This window comes from Asticcacaulis solisilvae (assembly GCF_052327315.1).
Lineage (GTDB): Bacteria > Pseudomonadota > Alphaproteobacteria > Caulobacterales > Caulobacteraceae > Asticcacaulis > Asticcacaulis solisilvae_B.
This window is the reverse complement of sequence record NZ_CP166196.1, coordinates 2,651,853-2,670,420: the sequence shown is the minus strand read 5'-3', so window position 1 is coordinate 2,670,420 and position 18,568 is coordinate 2,651,853. Positions and strand designations below refer to the sequence as shown.

Here is an 18,568-nt window from a genome sequence, read left to right as displayed (position 1 = left end):
AAGCCTGATAGGTGATGTATGACTTTGGCCTTTGTTTTCCCCGGTCAGGGCTCGCAGAGCGTCGGCATGGGCGCCGACCTCTATGATAACTTCCCGCGCGCCCGCGAGGTGTTCGACGCCGTCGACGAGGCGCTGGGCCAGAATCTGTTCGCCCTGATGCGCGAGGGGCCCGAAGACCAGTTGACCCTGACCGAGAACGCCCAGCCGGCCATCATGGCGGTGTCGCTGGCCGTGGCGCGCGTACTGGAAGGCGATTTCGGCGTGGCCTGTTCCGCCGCGAAATATGTCGCCGGCCATTCCCTGGGTGAATATTCGGCGCATGCGGCCTCCGGCACCTTTTCCCTGGCCGACACCGCCCGGCTCCTGAAGCTGCGCGGCCAGGCTATGCAGCGCGCCGTGCCCGTGGGCGTCGGCGCCATGGCGGCCCTGATCGGCAAGGCCGACCTGGCCCTGGCCGAAGCCGCCTGCGAGGCCGGCCAGGCGGTGGGCGTCGTGGTCGTCGCCAATGACAACAATGCCGGCCAGATCGTCATCTCGGGCGAAAGGGCCGCCGTCGACCTGGCGGTCGAAAAGGCCAAGGAACTGGGCGCCAAGGCCGCCATGCTTAATGTCTCGGCGCCGTTCCATTGTCCGTTGATGCAGCCGGCCGCCGACGAGATGCGCGAGGCGCTTTCGAAAGTGACGATCAATGCGCCGGTCTCGACCCTGGTCGCCAATGTCACGGCGCGCCCGGTCGGCGATGCGTCCGAGATCGCGGCCCTTCTGGTCCGGCAGGTCACCGGCCGCGTACGCTGGCGCGAGTCCGTCGAATGGCTGGGCGGCGAAGGCGGGGCGACCCGTGTCGCCGAACTGGGCGCCGGCAAGGTGCTGACCGGCATGATCAAGCGTATCGCTCCCGAAGTTTCCGCCGTGGCGCTCAATTCGGCCGCCGATTTCGAGGCCTTCGCCCAGTCGCTTAAATAAGACCTTGCGTTAACCTTCGGCCTTGCCCTTCGGAAGACATTGGCCTAAAGGCGCGCAAATCCAAAACGCGAGAGGAATCGCATGTTCGAACTGACCGGCAAGACTGCCCTGGTAACGGGCGCCACCGGAGGCCTGGGCGCCGAGATCGCCCGCGCGCTCCATGCCCAGGGCGCCAAGGTCGTGCTGTCCGGCACGCGCGAAGCCGTGCTGAACGACCTGGCCGCCGAACTGGGCGACCGTGCCGTGGTCGCCGCCGCCAACCTGTCGGACGCCGCCCAGGTCGACGGCCTGGTCGCCAAGGCCGAAGAGGCCGCGGGCGCAGGCCTCGACATCCTGATCGCCAATGCCGGCATCACGCGCGACGGCCTGATCCTGCGCATGAAGGACGAGGACTGGGAAACGGTCATCAAGGTCAACCTGGAAGCCTATTTCCGCCTGGCGCGCGCCGCCACCAAGGGCATGATGAAGCGCCGCTTCGGCCGTATCATCGGCATCACCTCGGTCGTCGGCGTCACCGGCAATCCCGGCCAGACCAACTACGCGGCGTCCAAGGCCGGCATGATCGGTTTCTCCAAGGCCCTGGCCCAGGAAGTCGCCTCGCGCAACATCACCGTCAACTGCATCGCGCCCGGTTTTATCGCCTCGCCGATGACAGACGAGTTGAATGACGCCCAGCGCGCCACCATCTTGGGACGGATACCGGCGGGCGCGCTTGGCGCCGGCACGGATATCGCCGCGGCGGCCGTGTACCTGGCCAGCGCCGAGGCGGGCTACGTCACCGGCCAGACGCTTCACGTCAACGGCGGTATGGCGATGATCTAAGCGCATCCCGAAAAGTGTGACGCACTTTTCGGACAAAGATGCGCGACAAGCGAAAATCAGATCATCGCTTCGATGATCTGAGGCCGGTAAAGGCTTCATATGTTGCAACCCCTTGAGCGTTTGGGGTAAGAAGGCGCGAAATGGCTTGAATCGCGCCGTATGTGTGAATACAAGTCGAAACCGGATTCTGATTGCCCCGGCGGGTCTAGGCATTGGCCACCCCGGACGAGGGATCTGAAAAGTCTAAACCTCTGAAGGGACTATAAATGTCTGATGTTCTTGAACGTGTTCGCAAGATTGTGATCGACCACCTGGATGCTGATCCGGACAAGGTCACGGAAAAGGCGAGCTTCATCGACGATCTGGAAGCCGACAGCCTCGACATCGTCGAACTGGTCATGGCTTTCGAAGAGGAATTCGATATCGAAATCCCCGATGACTCGGCCGAGCACATCCTGACGGTCGGCGACGCCGTCAACTACATCCAGGAAAAGCTGGCTGCCTAAGGCCTGACCATGGCTTTTCACGGAGCGCGGTTCACAGGCCCTTGAATTTCACGGGGTTTGGCCGCGCTCTGTTCGTTTTGAGCGTAAGATATATAGGGACGCAGCCGTCCTCCCGGGAAGTCAGGGACGGCCGCAAAGGGTGGAAACTACATGGTTCGTCGCGTCGTCATTACCGGTCTGGGCCTGATCTCGCCTCTGGGCGCAGGCGTCGACATCACCTGGAAGCGCCTGCTTGACGGCCAGTCCGGTGCAGGCAAGATCACCGCCTTCGATACCACCGACTATGCCTGCCAGGTCGCCTGTGAAGTGCCGACCGTGGAAGGCCGCGGCGGCGGCGGGCCCGACATCGAAGGCTCCTTCGACCCGTCCAAGGTGCTGTCCAACAAGGAACGGCGCAAGATCGACGACTTCATCCTGTACGCCATCGCGGCCTCGGATGAGGCGCTGAACGACGCCAATTGGCACCCTGAAGCGCAGGAAGACCAGGTCCGTACCGGCGTGATGATCGGTTCGGGCATCGGCGGCCTCGGCATCATCGCCGAAACCGCGCTGGAACTGCGCGACAAGGGGCCGAAGCGCATTTCGCCCTTCTTCATCCCGTCCTCGCTGATCAACCTGGCGTCGGGCCAGGTGTCGATCCGCCACGGCCTCAAGGGCCCGAACCACTCGGTTGTCACGGCCTGCGCCACGGGCGCCCACGCCATCGGCGACGCCGCGCGTCTGATCGCCCACGGCGACGCCGACGTCATGGTGGCCGGCGGCGCGGAATCGGCGATCGTGCCGATCGGCATCGCGGGCTTCATCGCCTGCCGCGCCCTGTGCACGGCCTTCAACGACGAACCGACCAAGGCGTCGCGCCCCTACGACAAGGACCGTGACGGCTTCGTCATGGGCGAAGGCGCCGGCATCGTCGTGCTGGAAGAATACGAACACGCCAAGGCGCGCGGCGCGAAGATCTACGCCGAAGTCCTGGGCTATGCCCTGTCGGGCGACGCCTACCACATCACCGCCCCGTCGGAAGACGGCGACGGCGGCTACCGCGCCATGGTCGCCGCGGCCAAGGACGCCGGCGTCGATCCGTCGGAAATCGACTACGTCAATTCGCACGGCACTTCCACCATGGCCGACGGTATCGAGCTCAGGGCCATCGAGCGCTTCTGGGGCGAACGCGCCAAGACAGGGACGGTTTCGTCGACCAAGTCGGCGGTTGGCCACCTGCTGGGCGGCGCCGGCGCCGTCGAAGCCATCTTCTGCACCCTGGCGCTGCGCGACCAGATCGTGCCGCCGACGCTCAATCTCGACAATCCTGATGTCGAAACCGCCATCGACCTGGTTCCGCACAAGGCGAAAAAGATGACGATCCGCAAGGTCATGTCGAATTCGTTCGGTTTCGGCGGCACCAATGCCGCGCTGATCCTCGGCCAGGTCGAGGGTTAAGGTCGTGGCGCGGGGCGGGGAACCTTCGAAACGCAGCCTTCTGGCGCCGCTGGCCGGTCTTGCGGGGGGCGTCGTCCTGCTGACCCTGGCCCTGATCCTGTTCAGCTATTCGCTGCTGTTCAGCCCCGGGCCGCGCGCCGATACCGAAGTCACCTTCCCGCGCGGCATGAGCGTCGCTGGCATGGGGCAGCAACTCGAAAAGCAGGGCGTCATTCATTCGGCCCTGGTGTTCCGTGTCGCCGCCAAGATGGGCGGCCGGTCCAAGGGCCTGCACGCCGGCACCTACCTCTTCCCCAAGGGCGCCTCGATGATGGCTGTCCTCAAGCAGATCGAAGACGCGCGCGTCGAGCAGACCTATGTGACCATCCCCGAAGGCCGCACCTCGGCCCAGGCCGTGCGCGTGCTGATGGCGACGCAGGGGCTGACCGGCGACGTCGACGTGCCGCCGGAAGGCTCTATCCTGCCGGAAAGCTATCTTTACCAGCGCGGCGAGACGCGCCAGGCGGTGCTGGACCGCATGCTGCAGGCCGGGCGCAAGACGCTTGACGAACTGTGGGCGACGCGGGCCAAGGGACTGCCGTTCTCTACCAAGGAACAGGCCCTGATCATGGCGTCGGTGGTCGAACGCGAAACCGGCCTGCCGGCCGAGCGTCCGCGCGTCGCCGCCGTGTTCGTCAACCGCCTGAAGAAGGGCATGCGCCTCGAATCCGATCCGACCGTCATCTATGGCGTGTCGCATGGCGAACCGCTGGGCCGCGGGCTGCTCAAGTCCGAGATCGAAACCCCGACGCCGTGGAACACCTATACCAACAGCGGCCTGCCGGTGACGCCGATCGGCAATCCGGGCCGCGCCTCGATTGCCGCCGTGCTCAATCCCGCCAAGACCGAAGACCTGTACTTCGTCGCCGACGGCACGGGCGGCCACGTTTTCGCGGCCACCTATGAACAGCACCTGGCCAATGTCGCCCACTGGCGCCAGATCGAAGGCCAGGTGAACCACTATTCGACGCCGGCCTACGATGCGTCTTCCGCCCAGGCGCAGGTTTCAGCCGCCGGAACCATGGCCGAGATCAAGCCGTCGACGCCGGCCGCGCCGGCGGTGCGCCTGCGCGCCAAATCCTGACTCTATCCGCCCGGGAGGTAAGTCCATGGCCATTTCCAGCATGACCGGCTTTGCCCGTTGCGACGGTACGTACGGCGGGATCGCCTGGACGCTTGAGGTCAAGAGCGTCAATGGCCGCAACCTCGATATCAAGTACCGCACGCCGCCGGGCTTCGAGGCTGCCGAGCGGCTTGGGCGCGAACTGTCGAAGGCGCGCTTTACCCGCGGCCAGATGAATCTCAACCTGTCGGTCTCGTCTGCCGCCGCGCAGACCGGTGTCAGCCTGAACCGTGACGTCCTCGAAGTCTATCTGGCGGCCAGCCAGGCCCTGGTCGAGGAAGGCAAGGCGACGACCCCGTCGGCTGACGGTCTTTTGGGCTTGCGTGGGGTCATCGAGACCTCGGGTGAGGACCGCACCGAGCTCGACGAGGCCGGCGAAGCCGCATTGGCGGGCGATCTCGCCGTCCTGTTCGACCGCCTGAAGGCGGCGCGCGACGGCGAAGGCCGGGCGCTGGAGATCGTGCTCAAGGGCCATCTGGTCACCATGGCCGCCGCCGTCGAGCGCGCCAAAGTCCTGGCGGACCAACAGGTCGACGTCATCCGCGAACGCTTCACCCGCCGTCTCGACGACATCCTGCCGGTCGAGATGAAGGAGACCGTCGAGGACCGCATCGTGCAGGAAGCCGCCATGCTGGCCGGCAAGGCCGATGTACGCGAGGAACTGGACCGCCTGACCTCGCACCTCGAACAGGCGCACACCCTGATCGACGCGGAAAGCGCACCCGGACGCAAGCTCGACTTCCTGGCGCAGGAATTCATGCGCGAAGCCAACACTCTGTGTTCGAAATCGGCCTTCATAGAATTGACGCAAACCGGTCTGGAGCTTAAGGCCGTGATCGACCAGTTTCGCGAACAGATTCAGAATGTGGAGTAAGCCATGACCGTCAACCCCGAAGGACACGGCTTTCAGAAGATCCGGCGCGGGCTGATGCTCATCGTCGCCGCGCCGTCGGGCGCCGGTAAGACGTCCCTGTGCCGCCGCCTGGTGGCCGACCATTCCGACCTCGACCTGTCGGTCTCGGTGACGACGCGCGGGCCGCGTCCGGGCGAAAAGGACGGCCGCGAATACCATTTCATCGACAATGCCGAAATGGACCGCCTGATCAAGGATCATGCCTTCCTGGAGTACGCCTCTGTCCATGACGCGCGCTACGGTTCGCCGAGAGAGCCGGTCGAGCGTGCGCTCAGCCACGGCAAGAACGTGCTGTTCGATATCGACTGGCAGGGGGCGCAGCGCATCTCGGCCAAGGCGCCGTCCGACGTGGTGCGCGTCTTCATCCTGCCGCCGTCGATGGCTGAACTGAACCGCCGGCTGGTGGCGCGTGCCCAGGACGACGATGACGTCATCCAGCGCCGCATCTCGCGCGCCAAGAGCGAGATCTCGCACTGGGCGGAATACGACTACGTCATCCTCAACGACGATTTCGACCGCTCCTATGCCGAGCTGGTCCATATCTATCATGCCGAAATCTCGCGGCGGTCGCGCGGCCTGTGGATATCGCCCTTCGTCGACGAACTGATGGTCGAGAAGATCTGACATGGACGCGCAGTTGCTGATCCTGTGTGGGCTGACCTTCGTCATTCACCTGATCGGCACGCTGGCCTATTCGGTACGCATCGCCGGCGTGCGCACGCGGCGCATTGCGGTTTCGCTGGCCCTGTTCAGCATGCTGGCCCTGTTGTCGCGCATGTCCAACGTCTTCCTCAGTCCCTATCTCGGCAAGCGCGTCGAGCAGCATCTGGTACCCGGCGGCACGGGCTCGCTGTTCGCCGACTTCCAGTGGCTGCTCCTGTCCGCGACGCTGGCGACGATCGCCGGCGGGCTGCTGATCCCGACCTTTCAGCGCCTGTTCTCGCGTGCGGTCCTGCACTTCCAGGCGCATCGCTCGATCCCGAAGCTGATGATGCACGCCGTCTTCAAGGGCGGGGTCGGCTATGTCCGCGACGCGGCGTGTGTTCCGGCCGCGGCCAATGTCGTCGCTGTACGCGGGCACGGGATTTCTCCTGGCATCACAGTGCTGAACGTAGGCGCCGTGGCGCTGCTGACGACAGGCGTGTTCGCGGCCTACTATGCCGGGGCGCTCGATCCAGCCGTGCGGCTGACCTCCAGCGGCCTGTCGGGCATCATCAACGGCGCCGCGACCATCGTGATGGCGTTGTTCATCGATCCGCACATGTCGGGCATGACCGATGACGTCATCGACGGGCGTGTGTCGGAACCGCAGTTCCGCAAGGCCGTGGTGTGGCTGGTCGGCAGCCGTCTGGCGGGGACGGTGTTGGCGCAGGTCCTTCTGCTGCCGGCGGCGCTGCTGATCGTGACCGTGGCGCGAGCTATCTGAGGCTGATTTCCGCCATTTTGAGGAAGGCTTCGGGAGCGACGGTTTCGGCGCGCGCCGTCGGATCGATGCCGGCCTTGTCGAGCAGGGCTTCGCCGCCGACGCTTTTCAGCGACGAGCGCAGCATCTTGCGGCGCTGGCCGAAGGCGGCGGCGGTGAGCTTTTCCAGGGCGCGCACGATGCGGTCTTCGGGCTGGACGGCTTTCGGCGTCAGCTTGACCACGGCGCTGTCGACCTTGGGCGGCGGCGTGAAGGCGCGCGCCGGCAGGTCCATGATCTTCTCACAGTCGCACAGGCACTGCGCCAGGACGCTAAGCCGGCCGTAGTCGTCGCCGCCGACGGGCGCCACGATGCGCAGGGCGACTTCGAGCTGGAACATCAGCGTCATCGAGGCCGGGCGCCACGGCCCCGTCAGCCACTTGACCAGCAAGGGCGTGCCGACATTGTACGGCAGGTTTGAAACGACGTGCGACTTGCAAGCGGTCGCATCGGGGGATGGTTGCTGGCTATCGGCAAGCAATTGCAATTCGTCGACCTTGAGCGCATCGCCTTCGATGACGTCGAAGCGATCGCCGTAGACGCCTTTCAGCTCGCCCAGCAGTTCGATGAACCGGGAATCCTTTTCGACCGCAAGTATCCTGGCCGCGCCGGTCTCCAGCAGGGCGCGCGTCAGGCCGCCGGGCCCGGGGCCGACCTCGATGACGATATCGCCGTCGAACGGACCGCCCAGGCGCACGATCTTGCGCGTGATGTTGAGGTCGAGCAGGAAGTGCTGGCCGAACGCTTTCTTCGCCATCAGGCCGTGCTGTTCCAGGCTTTCGCGAAGCGTAGGCAAGGCGTCGGGCGTCATGCGGCGGCTCCCGTCAGCGAACGGTTGGCGGCGATGGCCGATGCCTGGCGCAGCGCGTTTATAAAGCTGTCGGCGCGCGCCTGGCCTTTACCGGCGATGCCGAAGCCCGTGCCGTGGTCGGGAGAGGTGCGCACGATGGGCAGGCCCAGGGTGATGTTGACTCCGCCCCAGAAGTCGAGCGTCTTCAGCGGAATGAGACCCTGGTCGTGATACATGCACACGGCTGCGTCATAGCCCGCGCGCGCCTCGTCGTGGAACAGGGTGTCGGCGGGGAACGGGCCGGAAACGGAAAGACTTTCGTTTTGCAAGCTGGTTATGGCCGGGCGGATGATGTCGATTTCCTCGGTCCCTATCGTGCCGTCTTCGCCGGCGTGCGGGTTCAGCCCGCAGACCGCCAGGCGCGGCGCGGCGATACCGAAGTCGCGGACCAGGGCGTCGTGGGTGATACGGATCAGGTACGACAGGTCCGCGCCCGACAGGCTGGCGGCCACGTCTTTCAGCGGCGTATGGATGGTCGCCAGGACGACGCGCAAGTCCTTCGCGGCCAGCATCATGACCGGCGTGGGCGCGATCTCGGCGCCATGGGGACGGCACAACTCGGCCAGGAATTCCGTATGGCCGGGAAAGCGGAAGCCGGCGCCGTAGAGCACCGACTTGGCGATCGGGGCGGTGATCAGGGCGCGCGCTTCGCCCGACAGGCACAAGGCCACGCCGTGCTCGATCCAGTCGATGATGTGCGGGGCATGAGCCGCGTCGGGCCGGCCCGTCACGGCCGGCTGCGACAGCGGCCGGTCGATGACGGGAAGGGCGTCGGCAAAGCCGGCGCCGGTATCGCCGGGGCCCGCGATCACCGTGACCGGGATGCCTTGCGTTGAGAGGATCGATGCATCGCCGATGACGCAGAAGGCCAGCTTGGCATCGTCATGGACGGCGCGCCAGGCGGCGGCCACGATCTCGGGGCCTATGCCACAGGGATCGCCAAGACTGACGCACAGGGGAGGGATAGGGTTCATCGCCCGGGTTTACGAGCCCGGGCGTGTCGTTGCAAGTATTTGGGCAAGTATTTCGGCAAGCCTACTGCTTGTTCTCGATGGTCGCGGCGCCGCGCAGCTCGCGCAGGTAACGCTTGCCCAGCATGGCCAGGCGTTCGTTGACCAGATTGCCTTCGACCTGTTCGCGGCCGACGGCATTGTCGCCGGCCAGCTGGCGGTCGCAGACATAGAGGACGTTGACGTTCTGCGCATTGCGCATCGGCGTCGTCGATTGGTTTTCCTTGAGCGGACGCAACGCCTGGGCGTAGTCCGTCTTCAGCAGGCTCAGCTGGGCGTCGCCGAGGTTCGCCGTCTGGATGCCCTGAACGTGGGCGGTCTCGACCGCGTCGCAGGTCTTCACGCGGCTGCGGAAACCTTCCAGCTGGGCTTCGGCGGCCTGGACTTGGGCCGGCGAGGCGTTGGCCGGCAGCGGCACGGCGGCCTGGCGGACATTGAAGATCATGTCCGAATTGCCGTCCGACTTCTGACGGAGCAGGAAGATGTAGACGCCGTCCTTGGTGGTGACGGGCTGGCTCATCTGACCGGCCGTCAGCGTCTTGAGCACGTTTTCGATCTGCGGATCGATATTGCCGGATACCTGCCAGCCCTCATCGCCGCCCTGGGCGGCCGACGGGGCGTTGGAGAACTGGTGCGCCACGGCCTGGAACGGTGCGGCCTTGGCCTGCATCTGTTCGTAGAGCTGTTGGGCGCCCTTCTGGGCGTTGTCGATGCCGCCGGCCTGGGCGGGATCGAGGAAGATTTCCGAGACGAGATATTGCGGCTTCTGGCCGTCGGCGATGATCTTGTCCATCGTCGCATCGACCTGCGCCTTGCCGACCGCGGCGTTGGAGTGATAGCGGCCGCCGACCAGTTCGCTCCAGCCGCTCTGCGCCGAAATCTGGTCGCGGAGGGTCTGGGGCTCGATGCCGACCTTCTTGAGTTCGCCCAGCAATTGCGGGCCCGTCATGTTGCTCTGGCGCGCCATGCGGGAAATCTCGTCGTCGATTTCCTTGTCGGTCACCTTGACCTTCCAGTGGTCCATTTCCTGCTTTTGCAGGCGTTCGTCGATCAGGCTGTTGAGCGCCTGCTGCTGGAAGGCGGCATAGTTGTCGTTGGTCACCTGCACGCCCGACGTCACGATCAGCAGCAGCATGCGCTGCTTGAGGTCGTACGAGGTGATCATGTCGTCGTTGACACCGACCAGCATGCCTTCGCCCAGCGCCGGCAGTTGCGGCTTTTCGGTGTTCTGTCCCAGGGCAGGCTGGGAAGCCTGGGCGGCGGCGCCGGTGTCCGGCGTCGGGGACATGGAAAGATCCGGCAGGCCGGATTGTTGGGCAAGGGCCGGGGCACAGGCGAGCGCACCCGCCGCAAGCGCGATCAGGCTGGCCCGCGTCGTATAACGGGGCAGGCGGGCAAGCGCTCGGGGAAGGTTCGGCAGGATCGGCATGGTCGGTTGAAAACCTTGAGGAATTGCGTCAGCGGACGTCGGTGAAGTCGGAGTTTGACTTGGTCAATGTGGGGAAATTAAGGCGGAAGAATATCGTGGAAGTCGGCTTGCCGTTATGGGCGTAGAGGTTGCTTTGGTTGCGCTGGTAGACCAGTTCGTACCAGATGCAGTCGTTGCGGTAAATGGCGCTGACGGTCGAACGGCGCCACGTATCGGCCACCAGGTCACGGTCGAGGCGGGCCGCGATCCCCCAGTTCTTGGTGAAGAAGTGCCGGCCGTACAGCTGGAAGTCGCGGTAGTTGTCGCCGAAGCGTTGCAGCTTGCCGTTGGCGGTAAGGGTCGGCACCGCGAGAATATCGTTGAAGATATAGCGCGCCGTGGCCTCGGTGTTCTTGCGGACCACGCTCAGGCCCCATTCCCCCTGGGCCAGGCGGAAGGTGTCGCTGTCCATGCGGAGGCGGGTGTAGCCGTAAAGCCCCTTGCCCGTGTCGAAGCTGGCGTCGGCCACCCAGTCGGAGTTCTGCCGGCCGAGACCGGACGGATCGTAGCTGTAGGTCGTGCCGTTCAGCACGACATTGCGCAGGAACTGGGCTTCCGGCTTGTCGCGCAGGGTGCGGCCGATCAGGCCGTCGAGTTGCAGGCCCGAATCGAACTTGAGCTGGGAATGCAGGCCCAGATTGAGGCGCCGCCCGCCTTCGTAGATGTCGAAGCCGGGCGACTTGTTGGCGCGGAACAGCGTCGTCGTATCGAATTCCAGCGACTGGCTGTCTTCGGTCGGCAGGTACGGGCTGGTTTGCGCGTCGGGCGAAATGGCCAGTTGCGCGATGGGTTCCAGCACCATCGTCGCGGCCTTCATTCGACGGACCAGGGGGTAGCTCAGGTCGAGGCCGACCGTGCTGAGATCGCGCGAGACGTTGTAGGCTTGGCCCGTCGTGTCGAGATTGGTCTCATGGTACTCGTCGTGGCGCAGGTCGACGAACGGACCCCAGACCAGGCCGCCGCCCGTCGTCATATGGCCGTACCACGACGCGCCGACGCTGAGGCGCGCCGTGTCGTAGGGCGACTGGTTGGTGTCCGCCAGCGGCGGCGCGCCGGACGACGGCAGGTAGATCTTGTGCTTGAGGATCAGCCCGTCCAGCGACAAGGTCGCTTGGCCGCCCAGGAAGCGATGGTCCGGCGACCAGTAGGCCTCGATCATCGGCGCCATGACCGGATAGAGGCCGGAGCTGAGTGCGAACGGCACATCGGTCCGCGTCGTCGTTCCGCTGAACGGCAGGCCGGTCACCGGATCGAGGAAGCCCGCGACGGCCAGGCTCTGGAAGTTCGCCATCGACAGCGAAACGTAGGAGGTCGGGGTCTGGCGCGTCAGATGGAACTGATTGATCAGTTCACGGGAGTCGGCGGTCCATTCTCCGACCTGGTCGAACGCATTGTCGATGCTGTAGCGCTCGAAGAAGTTGGCGTAGTTGTAAGGTCTTCCGGTCAGCCGGTCGATAAAGCCCGAGCGGTCCTTGACGTGCTGTGCCGTGAAACTCCAGCGCCAGTCCTCGTTGATCTTGAAGGCGCCGTCGGCCAGCAGGTAGTCGCGCGAATCCGCGGTGCCCGTGCGCTTGCCGTCGCTGCCGAACATGGTCTCGTTGGTAAAGCCGAAGCGGGCGCGGAATTCGCCGGAATAGAAGTGGCGGTCGAATTCCATATTAAGCAGCGGATTGATGCCGGCATTGAACTGCGGGCTGATGATCAGCGCGCTGTAGGGCGAGATCGACCACAGATAGGGCTGTTCGTAGGAGAAGCCGCCGCGCTTGCGCGAGAATAGCAGTTTCGGAGTCAGGAAGCCCGAGGCGCGGGCCAGTTCCGGGTCCGGCGTCCACATGTACGGCGTGTACAGGACCGGCACGCCCTGCAGCTTGATGATGGCGTTGTTGTAGAACACCATCTTCTTGTCTTTGCGCTGCGTGATCTGCGACGCCTGGATCGACCAGGACGGTTCCGTCGTCGTGCCGTGTTTTCGGCAGAGCTCGCAGGGCGTGTAGATGATGTTGGTCAGGCGCGTCGTGTAGTCGTTGACGCGATCCACCCGGCGGGCAAAGACCTTGGCATTGTCCTTGTCGATGGCGGCGAAGTTCTCGCTTGAGCCCGATTCTTCCGTGCCGCTGTAGGTGATGCGGTCCGAATACTGGATCGAACCGTCATCATTGATCGTCTGCGTATGACCTTCGGCGACCGTGATATCGGTCTGCGAATTGTAGGTGATCTTGTCCGCGCGGATGATCTTGTCCTTGTACCGCATCTGGACATGGCCGGTCGCGACGAACTGCGTCGTGTCGGGTTGCACGATCTGGTCGGCCTCGACATAGGCCGAGCCCGGGACCAAGCCGTCGGGACCTGGCAGGTCCGCCTGCTGGCGGCCGTTCGCCGTCGCCGCCACGGCAGCCGCGGGCTTGGCGGTGGCGGACGCGGTGACCGGCATGGAGGCGGGATTGTCGGCCTGGTACTGGGCCATGGCCAGCGCGAAGGCGAATTCGGTCCGGCTTTGCGCCAGCGCTGATCCGTTCGTTCCGGCGCCCAGCGCCACGGAAACGAGACCGACCCCCACCTTGAAAGAATAGCGCGTCATTACGGCCCTTATAATGAATGCCACGGAGCTATAGCACAAAAAAACACGGGGTGAATCCCCGAGACGCGGAGGTTAGCCGTCCTCGGTGTAAACCAGCAGGGTCATCGCCGTCAGTATGGCCAGGACCGGCGGCGACCAGCCGGCCAGCGACACGGGAATCAGGTCTGCCTTGCCCATGCTGGAAAACAGTTGATTGACGAAGAAAACGACAAAACCGAGGCTGACGCCGGACACGACCAGCCGGGTCAGGCCGCCAAGCCGCATCAGCCGCAGGGAAAATACCGCGCCCAGCATCGACATGGCCGCGAACATCAGCGGCGTCGACAGAAGCTGGTGCAGCTTCAGGCGATAGCTGGTCGTCGCCGAGCCGGCGATGGAATTGCGGTGGATAAGTCCGGGAAGCTGCCAGAACGGCACCGACTGGCTCGACACGTACTTGCGGAAAGCGTGCTGGGGATCGAGCGTCGAGGAGATGCTGAGATTGTCGTAATAGAGCGCCGGGTGGCCGGGATTGGCTTCCCAGGCGTTGTGCAGTTGCCAGGTGCCCGGACGCAGCACGGCGTCCTCGGCATCGACGCGGCTCAGGAATACCGGCACGCCCTTGGGGTCGATGGCGTAGATCCAGAAGGTCGCATTCTTCAGGCGCGCATTGTTGGCGTCGGCCTTGTCGGCCCGGATGACGGTTTGCTTCTGGTTGTCGCCCTGGCGCATGTAGAAGCCCGTATTCTGGGCAACGGGCGTGTCGCCGTCGGCATTGGCCACGGCGTCGTAGCGGTCCTGAAGAACCGAAGCGATGGGGCTGAGCACGGTGATGGTCAGCACGCCGAACGCGAAGGCGAGGACCGCCGCCGGCGTGATGAAGCGCCACGCCGACACGCCGGCGGCGCGCATGGCGATCAGCTCGCTGCGCCGGTTGAGGCTGACGAAGGCGAAGATAGATCCGAACAGGAAGGCGAACGGCAGCAGCGCCAGGATGGAGGCCGGCGACTTTTCCAGGATCAGGCCGATGATATCGACGCCGCTCAGGTCGGTCCGCGCGCTGACCGCCTTGGAGATGCCGATATAGTCGACCAGGAAGATCAGGCCGGCCACGACCATGAGGGCCGCGCCGAACATGGAAACGCACGACTGGAGAATATAGGTCTCGAGCCGATGCTTGCGCCACGGATTGAGATAGGACAGCGTTTCTTGCCAGTTCATCGCGACCTCGCTCATACCACCGGCTGCAACCGGTCAAGCGGCGCCGTGCGCGCCTGGCGCAGGCTGTCGTGCTTGATGAGCAGGCGCAGGCAGATGATCACGGGAACGGCGGGCACCAGGTACTGCAACAGGTTCAGGACCATGACGTCGTTGCAGGCGGTTTCGACGATGACGCCGAAGATGCGGACCAGGGCGGCGATGCCGGCCACGGCCGCGATACGGCCGCCGTAGCCGCGGCGGCTGTAGCGTCCGCCGAGAACGGCGACGATGGCCAGCAGCACGAAAGTCAGGTTGTAGAGCGGACCCGAGATTCGGGCATGGAATTCGGCCCAGCGCTTCTTCGCGTTGTCGCGCTCCCACGTCCAGCCCATGGCCGGCAGGGCCGGGTTCGGCGTGACCAGTTCATGCATGTACTTGTCGCCTTCCTTGTATTGCAGGAAGTCGTCATTGCTGAAGTAGGGCGTGATGTCGAAGCTGTATTCGTCGAAGGTGCCGTGGTCCAGCACGCGCTTGTCGGACAGGGCCTGGGTCGAGCCGCGGCGCATGATCAGGATCGATTCCCCATCGACCGTCTTGATGCGGCCTTCCTTGGCGGCATAGGTACGGTCGTGGCCCTTGACCGAAGGCGTACGGATGAAGATCTGGCGCAGCAGGCCGTTCTGGTCGATGCGCTGGACGTAGATGGTCAGGCCCGACGGCGAGGTCGAGAAGTCGCCTTCCTTGACGAGCGTCGAGACCAGGTCGTTCTTGATGCGGAACAGTTCCTCGCGCATGGCGCGCGCCGTCCACGGCTGCAGGAACAGGTTCGACGCCAGGCTGATCAGGGTGAACCAGACGGCGATGCGGATGATGGGGGATGCCAGGCGGGTCAGGGGTTCACCGGCGGCGCGGGCGGCCGTGATTTCGTTTTCACCCTGCAGGCGCGTCAGCGCCACCAGCGTGCCGACGAACAGCGCGATCGGCAGAATCAGGCCCGCCAGTTGCGGCAGGGACAGGAGCGTTACCTTGGCGAAGGTCCACCCGCTCTGGCCGCGTTCGACGACCAGGTCGAACTGGCTGAGCGACTGGCTGAGCAGCGCAATCGCTGTCAGGGCCGCCACGGCGCCGCACACCGGCACGAGCAACTGGCGGAAGATGTAGCGGTCGAGCGTGCGCATGCGGTCGGCTTTAAGCCTGATTTTCCTGAAACTTCACCGGGCAGGGTACGCTTTCGGGCGCCGGCGGCCCGATACAGACTGCTCCTTTTGACCGCATATGCGGTTAATTACAAGTAACTAAGCGCCGTTGCGGGCGAATAATCCGCAACTGCGAAAGGGGGCGAATTTACCGAAAAAAAGCTTCATCGAACCGTTAAAATGACGCATAGACGCCCCAAATGACCCTTTGAGTCCGATCGGAGTGTTCCCCATGCAAATCCAGCTTGCCACGACCGCGCCCGCCGACGCTATCCGCGCCTTTATCCTGGGGGAGGGCGATGCGGCCGCTCCGGGCTTCTCGTCGCTCGACGCAGGCGTCGTCGACTACGTTAAGACGACGCTGGGCGTGACCGGCTACAAGGCCGCCAAGGGCAAGACGCAGGTCGTCAACGCCCCGGCGGGCTTTGCCGGCGCGGCCCTGGCCTTCGTCGGCGTGGGCGATCTTTCGGCTTTGGATGAAGCCGGCATGGAGCATGCCGCCGCCACGCTTTATCACGCCACCAAGGCCGCCGGCATCGCCGGCCTGGCGCTCGATGTCACCGGCCTTTCGCCGGCATTGGCCGCGCGGGCGCTGCTGGCCTTCCACCTGGCGTCCTACCGCTTCGACAAGTATTTCGGTCCGGCCAAGCAGGAAAAGGCGCCGACGCTGAAGACCGTCACCGTGGTCTGCGACGACGTCGCCGCCGCCGAAGCGGCCTTCAGGCCGTTGTCGGCCATCCGCGACGGCGTGCTGTTCGCCCGCGACCTGGTGTCGGAACCGGCCAATGTGCTTTACCCGCAATCCTATGCCGACCGCGTCAAGGAACTGGAAGGCTCGGGCCTGAAGGTCGAGGTCCTGGGGGTGCCCGAAATGACCGCGCTGGGCATGCATTCGCTGCTCGGCGTCGGCCAGGGGTCGACGCGGGAATCGAAGCTGGTGATCATGCAATGGAACGGCGCCGGCAACGACAGCGCGCCGGTGGCTTTCGTCGGAAAGGGCGTGACCTTCGACACCGGCGGCATCTCGATCAAGCCGGCCGAAGGCATGGAGGACATGAAGTGGGACATGGGCGGTTCGGCCGCCGTGGTCGGCACCATGATCGCCCTGGCCGGCCGCAAGGCCCGTGTCAACGCCGTCGGCATCATCGGCCTGGTCGAAAACATGCCGGACGGCAATGCGCAGCGTCCCGGCGACGTGGTCAAGGCCATGTCGGGCACGACGATCGAGGTCATCAATACCGACGCGGAGGGCCGCCTGGTGCTGGCCGACGCGCTCTGGTATTGTCAGGACCGCTTCAAGCCGCAGTTCATGATCGACCTGGCGACGCTGACCGGCGCCATGATCATTGCGCTCGGCATGGACTATGCCGGTGTGTTCTCGAACAATGACGAGCTGGCCGGCCGGATCACCGACGCGTCGAAGACGGTGTCGGAGAATATCTGGCGCATGCCCTTGCCGCCGCAGTACGAAAAGCAGATCGATTCCAAGATCGCCGACATCCGCAATATCGGCGGCCGTCCGGCGGGCTCGATCACCGCGGCGCTGTTTCTGCAGCGCTTCGTCAACAATGTGCCGTGGGCGCACCTGGACATCGCGCCGACCGCCTGGACCAACGAGCAGCGCATCCCGACCGTGCCGGAAGGCGCCACGGGCTTCGGCGTGCGTACGCTGGATGCCCTCGTGGCGAAATTCTACGAAGGTTGAAATTAGCGCGGGCGGGGGATAAACCGCCTGCAAATAAAGGAAACTCTAATGCGTTTGGATATCGAAAGCTCCGCTTCCGAAATCGAGCAGTCCGTCGGACTGCTCAGGAGGAGACTTTGACTGGGATGTCGCTCTAAGGCGTCTCGATGAACTTAATGCCCGCGTCGAGGACCCGACGCTGTGGGACAATCCGGAACAGGCCCAGGCCATCAACCGCGAGCGGTCCAAACTGGCCTCGTCGATCGACGCGGTCAAGTCGCTCGAAAAGGACCTGAAGGACGCCATCGAATTCGCCGAGCTGGGCGATCTTGAAGGCGACGAGAGCCTGATCGAGGAAGCCCGCGAGATGCTGAAGGGCGTCAAGGTGCGTGCCGCGCGGGCCGAACTCGAAGCCCTGCTGTCGGGCGAAGCCGATGGCAACGACGCCTATATGGAAATCAATTCCGGCGCCGGCGGGACCGAGTCGAACGACTGGGCGGGCATCCTTTTGCGCATGTATACGCGCTGGGCGACCGCGCACAAGATGACGGTGGCGGTCGAAGAAGAAACCGGCGGCGAACAGGCCGGTATCAAGTCGGTGACGCTGAAGATTTCGGGCGAAAACGCTTACGGCTGGCTGAAGACCGAGGCGGGCGTGCACCGCCTGGTGCGTATCTCGCCGTTCGATTCCAACGCCAAGCGGCATACGTCGTTTGCTTCGGTGTGGGTCTATCCGGTGGTCGACGATACGATCGTCATCGACATCAACCCGGCGGACGTGCGTACCGACACCTATCGTGCCTCGGGCGCCGGCGGCCAGCACATCAACAAGACCGACTCGGCGGTGCGCCTGACGCACATTCCGACCGGGATCGCGGTGGCCTGTCAGGCCGGCCGTTCGCAGCACGCCAACCGCGACGAAGCGTGGAAGATGCTGCGCGCGCGCCTGTACGAGATGGAACTGCAGAAGCGCGAAGCGGCGAAGGCGGCGCTGGAAGACCAGAAGACGGATATCGGCTGGGGCCACCAGATCCGGTCCTATGTCCTGCAGCCCTACCAGATGGTCAAGGACCTGCGCACCAATGTCGAAACCTCCGACACGCAAGGCGTGCTCGACGGCGACCTCGACGACTTCATGGCGGCGTCGCTGGCGCAGCGGGTCGGCGCGACACGGGATGCGCAGGAGGCGTGAGGAAGGCCAGGGGTCACGGGCCCCTGGACCCCGTTCCGCGACGGTGTTTAATGCCCTGAATAACAAAAAGCCGGACCCTTTGGGGCCCGGCTTTTTGTTATTGAAGACACTGAACCTCTGCCGAATGACGGGGTGCAGGGGGCTGC

Annotated in this window: 16 protein-coding genes; 10 read left to right on the top strand and 6 right to left on the bottom strand. The window is 64.6% G+C overall.

Going from position 1 to position 18,568, the window contains the following annotated elements; genetic code table 11:
• The first annotated feature begins 18 nt into the window (after nucleotides 1–18).
• The 8 genes from fabD to AB8717_RS12615 all read left to right on the top strand — a co-directional run bounded on the left by fabD (nucleotide 19) and on the right by AB8717_RS12615 (nucleotide 7,229).
• A complete protein-coding gene (fabD, locus tag AB8717_RS12650; protein ID WP_443747688.1) occupies nucleotides 19–963 on the top strand; it encodes an ACP S-malonyltransferase in 945 nt (314 codons plus the stop codon).
• Between the two features lie 81 nt (nucleotides 964–1,044).
• Nucleotides 1,045–1,785, top strand: a complete 741-nt coding sequence (gene fabG / locus AB8717_RS12645) for a 3-oxoacyl-[acyl-carrier-protein] reductase (RefSeq protein ID WP_443747687.1) — start codon at nucleotides 1,045–1,047, stop codon at nucleotides 1,783–1,785.
• Between the two features lie 266 nt (nucleotides 1,786–2,051).
• Entirely contained in the window at nucleotides 2,052–2,291 is a 240-nt protein-coding gene (locus AB8717_RS12640) for an acyl carrier protein (RefSeq protein ID WP_443747686.1), read from the top strand.
• Nucleotides 2,292–2,441: 150 nt separating this feature from the next.
• The gene (fabF, locus tag AB8717_RS12635; RefSeq protein WP_443747685.1) at nucleotides 2,442–3,728 is read left to right on the top strand and encodes a beta-ketoacyl-ACP synthase II; all 1,287 of its coding nucleotides are present in this window, start codon (nucleotides 2,442–2,444) and stop codon (nucleotides 3,726–3,728) included.
• Between the two features lie 4 nt (nucleotides 3,729–3,732).
• Complete coding sequence (gene mltG, locus AB8717_RS12630) at nucleotides 3,733–4,851, top strand: endolytic transglycosylase MltG (RefSeq protein WP_443747684.1); 1,119 nt, start codon at nucleotides 3,733–3,735, stop codon at nucleotides 4,849–4,851.
• A gap of 25 nt (nucleotides 4,852–4,876) precedes the next feature.
• Nucleotides 4,877–5,764 carry a YicC/YloC family endoribonuclease gene (locus AB8717_RS12625; RefSeq protein WP_443747683.1) on the top strand — a complete coding sequence of 296 codons (888 nt, stop codon included), beginning with the start codon at nucleotides 4,877–4,879 and terminating at the stop codon, nucleotides 5,762–5,764.
• 3 nt (nucleotides 5,765–5,767) lie between these two features.
• Nucleotides 5,768–6,427: a guanylate kinase gene (gene gmk, locus AB8717_RS12620; protein ID WP_443747682.1), complete on the top strand. Its 660-nt coding sequence runs from the start codon at nucleotides 5,768–5,770 to the stop codon at nucleotides 6,425–6,427.
• A 1-nt stretch (nucleotide 6,428) separates the two neighbouring features.
• Nucleotides 6,429–7,229: a lipid II flippase Amj family protein gene (locus AB8717_RS12615; protein ID WP_443747681.1), complete on the top strand. Its 801-nt coding sequence runs from the start codon at nucleotides 6,429–6,431 to the stop codon at nucleotides 7,227–7,229.
• Here the strand turns inward: AB8717_RS12615 and rsmA are convergent.
• From rsmA to AB8717_RS12585, 6 genes are all read right to left on the bottom strand, one after another.
• The gene (gene rsmA / locus AB8717_RS12610) at nucleotides 7,222–8,076 is read right to left on the bottom strand and encodes a 16S rRNA (adenine(1518)-N(6)/adenine(1519)-N(6))-dimethyltransferase RsmA (RefSeq protein ID WP_443747680.1); all 855 of its coding nucleotides are present in this window, start codon (nucleotides 8,074–8,076) and stop codon (nucleotides 7,222–7,224) included. The genes AB8717_RS12615 and rsmA overlap by 8 nt on opposite strands.
• Entirely contained in the window at nucleotides 8,073–9,089 is a 1,017-nt protein-coding gene (gene pdxA / locus AB8717_RS12605) for a 4-hydroxythreonine-4-phosphate dehydrogenase PdxA (RefSeq protein ID WP_443747679.1), read from the bottom strand. The genes rsmA and pdxA overlap by 4 nt, the downstream gene beginning before the upstream one ends.
• Nucleotides 9,090–9,150: 61 nt before the next feature.
• Entirely contained in the window at nucleotides 9,151–10,413 is a 1,263-nt protein-coding gene (locus AB8717_RS12600; protein WP_443747678.1) for a foldase protein PrsA, read from the bottom strand.
• Nucleotides 10,414–10,582: 169 nt separating this feature from the next.
• Nucleotides 10,583–13,171 (bottom strand): LPS-assembly protein LptD, encoded by a 2,589-nt coding sequence (locus AB8717_RS12595; RefSeq protein ID WP_443747677.1) that lies wholly within the window; start codon nucleotides 13,169–13,171, stop codon nucleotides 10,583–10,585.
• Nucleotides 13,172–13,243: 72 nt separating this feature from the next.
• Entirely contained in the window at nucleotides 13,244–14,371 is a 1,128-nt protein-coding gene (locus AB8717_RS12590; protein ID WP_443747676.1) for an LptF/LptG family permease, read from the bottom strand.
• An 11-nt stretch (nucleotides 14,372–14,382) separates the two neighbouring features.
• Entirely contained in the window at nucleotides 14,383–15,528 is a 1,146-nt protein-coding gene (locus AB8717_RS12585) for an LptF/LptG family permease (protein WP_443747675.1), read from the bottom strand.
• Between the two features lie 250 nt (nucleotides 15,529–15,778).
• On the opposite strand from AB8717_RS12585, the gene AB8717_RS12580 reads away from it, so the two are divergent.
• The gene (locus tag AB8717_RS12580; protein ID WP_443747674.1) at nucleotides 15,779–17,251 is read left to right on the top strand and encodes a leucyl aminopeptidase; all 1,473 of its coding nucleotides are present in this window, start codon (nucleotides 15,779–15,781) and stop codon (nucleotides 17,249–17,251) included.
• A 48-nt stretch (nucleotides 17,252–17,299) separates the two neighbouring features.
• Nucleotides 17,300–18,422 (top strand): peptide chain release factor 2 gene (gene prfB, locus AB8717_RS12575; protein WP_443747673.1). Its coding sequence is split into 2 segments (ribosomal slippage): nucleotides 17,300–17,368 and nucleotides 17,370–18,422, totalling 1,122 coding nucleotides; the frame shifts between segments, so codons are not numbered across the junction.
• Nucleotides 18,423–18,568 lie beyond the last annotated feature (146 nt).